At 52.2% G+C, this 2903-nt stretch carries 2 protein-coding genes and 1 pseudogene; 1 reads left to right on the top strand and 2 read right to left on the bottom strand.

All coding sequences use genetic code 11. The features are described 5' to 3' along the window. Window positions 1-23: 23 nt before the first annotated feature. Window positions 24-1589, top strand: coding sequence for a glutamine-hydrolyzing GMP synthase (gene guaA, locus ACTHUE_RS14485; protein ID WP_107791878.1), 1566 nt, complete (start codon window positions 24-26; stop codon window positions 1587-1589). Window positions 1590-1659: 70 nt separating this feature from the next. Here guaA and gloB read toward each other — a convergent pair whose 3' ends face one another. Together gloB and ACTHUE_RS14475 are read right to left on the bottom strand one after the other, a co-directional pair. Then, window positions 1660-2409: a hydroxyacylglutathione hydrolase gene (gene gloB / locus ACTHUE_RS14480; RefSeq protein ID WP_107791879.1), complete on the bottom strand. Its 750-nt coding sequence runs from the start codon at window positions 2407-2409 to the stop codon at window positions 1660-1662. Between the two features lie 23 nt (window positions 2410-2432). After that, window positions 2433-2903, bottom strand: a pseudogene (locus ACTHUE_RS14475) (hypothetical protein); the annotation flags it as partial.

Below are 2903 nucleotides of genomic sequence, written 5' to 3'. Positions count from 1 at the left end.
TTACATTTTGCAAAGTTTCCGCCATGACTCAAGACAAAATCCTTATTCTCGACTTCGGCTCGCAAGTTACCCAGCTGATCGCCCGCCGCGTGCGCGAAGCCCACGTTTACTGCGAACTGCATTCTTTCGATATGCCTTTGGAAGAAATCAAAGCCTTCAACCCGAAAGGCATCATCCTCTCTGGCGGCCCTAATTCCGTTTACGAATCCGACTATCAAGCCGATACCGGCATCTTTGATTTGGGCATTCCGGTTTTGGGCATCTGCTACGGCATGCAATTTATGGCGCACCACTTGGGCGGCGAAGTTAGCCCGGGCAACCAACGCGAATTCGGTTATGCGCAAGTTAAAACCATCGACAGTGAGCTGACACGCGGCATTCAAGACGATACGCCCAACACGCTCGACGTATGGATGAGCCATGGCGATAAAGTTTCCAAACTGCCTACCGGCTTCTCTGTTATCGGCGACACCCCGTCTTGCCCAATTGCCATGATGGAAAACGCTGAGAAACAATTCTACGGCATCCAATTCCACCCTGAAGTGACCCACACCAAACAAGGTCGCGCGTTGTTAAACCGCTTTGTCTTGGATATTTGCGGCGCACAACCAAGCTGGACCATGCCGAACTACATCGAAGAAGCCGTTGCCAAAATCCGCGAACAAGTCGGCAGCGACGAAGTGATTTTAGGTTTGTCCGGCGGCGTGGACTCTTCCGTAGCGGCCGCGCTGATTCATCGTGCCATCGGCGACCAACTGACCTGCGTGTTTGTTGACCACGGTCTGTTGCGTTTGAACGAAGGCAAAATGGTGATGGACATGTTTGCCCGCAACTTAGGAGTACGCGTGATTCACGTTGATGCCGAAGAGCAGTTTTTGGCGAAACTTGCCGGCGTGACCGATCCGGAGAAAAAACGCAAAATCATCGGTGCGGAATTTATCGAAGTATTTGACGCTGAAGAGAAAAAACTCACTAACGCCAAATGGTTGGCGCAAGGTACGATTTACCCTGACGTAATCGAATCCGCAGGCGCGAAAACCAAAAAAGCCCATGCCATCAAATCCCACCACAATGTCGGCGGCCTGCCTGAAAACATGAAGCTCAAATTGCTTGAGCCGTTGCGCGACTTGTTCAAAGACGAAGTACGCGAATTGGGCGTCGCTTTGGGTCTGCCGCGTGAAATGGTGTACCGTCATCCGTTCCCGGGCCCAGGTTTGGGTGTGCGTATCTTGGGCGAAGTGAAAAAAGAATACGCCGACTTGCTCCGTCAAGCAGACGATATTTTCATTCAAGAATTGCGCAATACTACCGATGAAAACGGCACATCTTGGTACGATCTGACCAGCCAAGCCTTTGCCGTATTCCTGCCTGTGAAATCCGTCGGCGTAATGGGCGACGGCCGTACTTACGATTATGTCGTAGCTTTGCGTGCCGTGATTACCAGCGACTTTATGACTGCCCACTGGGCTGAGCTGCCATACTCGCTGCTTGGTCGAGTGTCCAACCGCATCATCAACGAAGTCAAAGGCATCAACCGCGTGGTTTATGATGTCAGCGGCAAACCGCCTGCCACGATTGAATGGGAATAATCCCTAAAAAATAAAGGCCGTCTGAACAGATATTGTTCAGACGGCCTTATTCTTTAGGGAGTAAGCCCAATTAAAATTGATTTTTTAATTCACGCAAGGCGGCGAAGACTTCGAGTTCGCTGTTTAATTTTCGTCCGCTCAATTCTTCGGCGCGTGCCTGAACTTGGGGCAGGTGTACGCGGAAAAATGGATTGACTTTGCGTTCGTGTGCCAGGCTGACGGGCAGTGTCGGCGTGTGTTCGGCTGCGGCCAAGGCCGTCTGAATGTCGGCATTGTCCGGCTCGATATGCTGGGCAAAGCGCAGATTGGAGGCGGTGTATTCGTGCGCCGGATAAAACAGCGTTTCTTCGGGCAGCTGGTTGAATCGGTGGAAGCTGTCGTAAAGCTGCTCGATTGTGCCGGTAAATACGCGGCCGCAACCAGCGGAGAACAAGGTATCGCCGCAGAAAACGTGCAGGCCGTCTGAATTTTCCAGCAGATAGCTGATGTGGCGGTCGGTATGGCCGGGGGTTGCCCAAACGGTAACCAAGCCTTCGCCAAACGGGAACTGCGTACCTGCGGTGACGGTATGCGTCGCTACGTCGATGTCACTTTCGCCATAGATTGGGGATTCTAAAAAGCCGTGGAACAGGCTTTTTGCGCCGCCGGTATGGTCGGGATGCGGATGGGTAATCCATGTTTGCGCCAGCATCAGGCGGTTGTGGACGAGGAATTTCAAAACGGGCGTGGCATCGGACGGATCGACGCAGGCAGCATGGTTGCCTTCTTGAATCATCCAGATGTAGTTGTCGTTTAGGGCTTGGATTGGCGTGATTTTCATATGCTTTCTTCTGGTTTGGGGTTTCAGACGGCCTCTAAATAATCTTTGATATTAGGGCTTTGGCCGAATACGGCTTCATGGGCTTGCTGGATGCACAGTCGGTTGAACAGCAATCTTTGGGTTTGATCGCCGTCGATAATCCGCACTTGGCCTTGCAGTTTGGGCGCGTCGTGATGAAAGGTATTCTTAAACGCGTGCCAACGGTCGGTTTGCAGATGGACGACGGCAAACATATCGTGTGAAATATTAACGCCGACACTGAATAGCTTGGCCGAGGCTTGCAGGCAGAAACTGCTGTCGCCAAACAGGCACAGCCCCATGTTTTCCGGATAGCGGAACAATTCGATTTTCACGGCTTCGGGTGCGGCAAAGATGTTGCAAAACAGCCGTTCAAACAACGATGGCTGCGCCACGCCTTCGCTCAACATGCCGTAAAGCCCACCCAGCCAATCGACATAGCCGAGAAAAGTGAAACGGTAGTCCTGCATAATGGC

The sequence above is a fragment of the Neisseria sp. P0021.S005 genome, from assembly GCF_051956955.1.
This window is presented reverse-complemented; position numbering and strand designations above follow the sequence as displayed.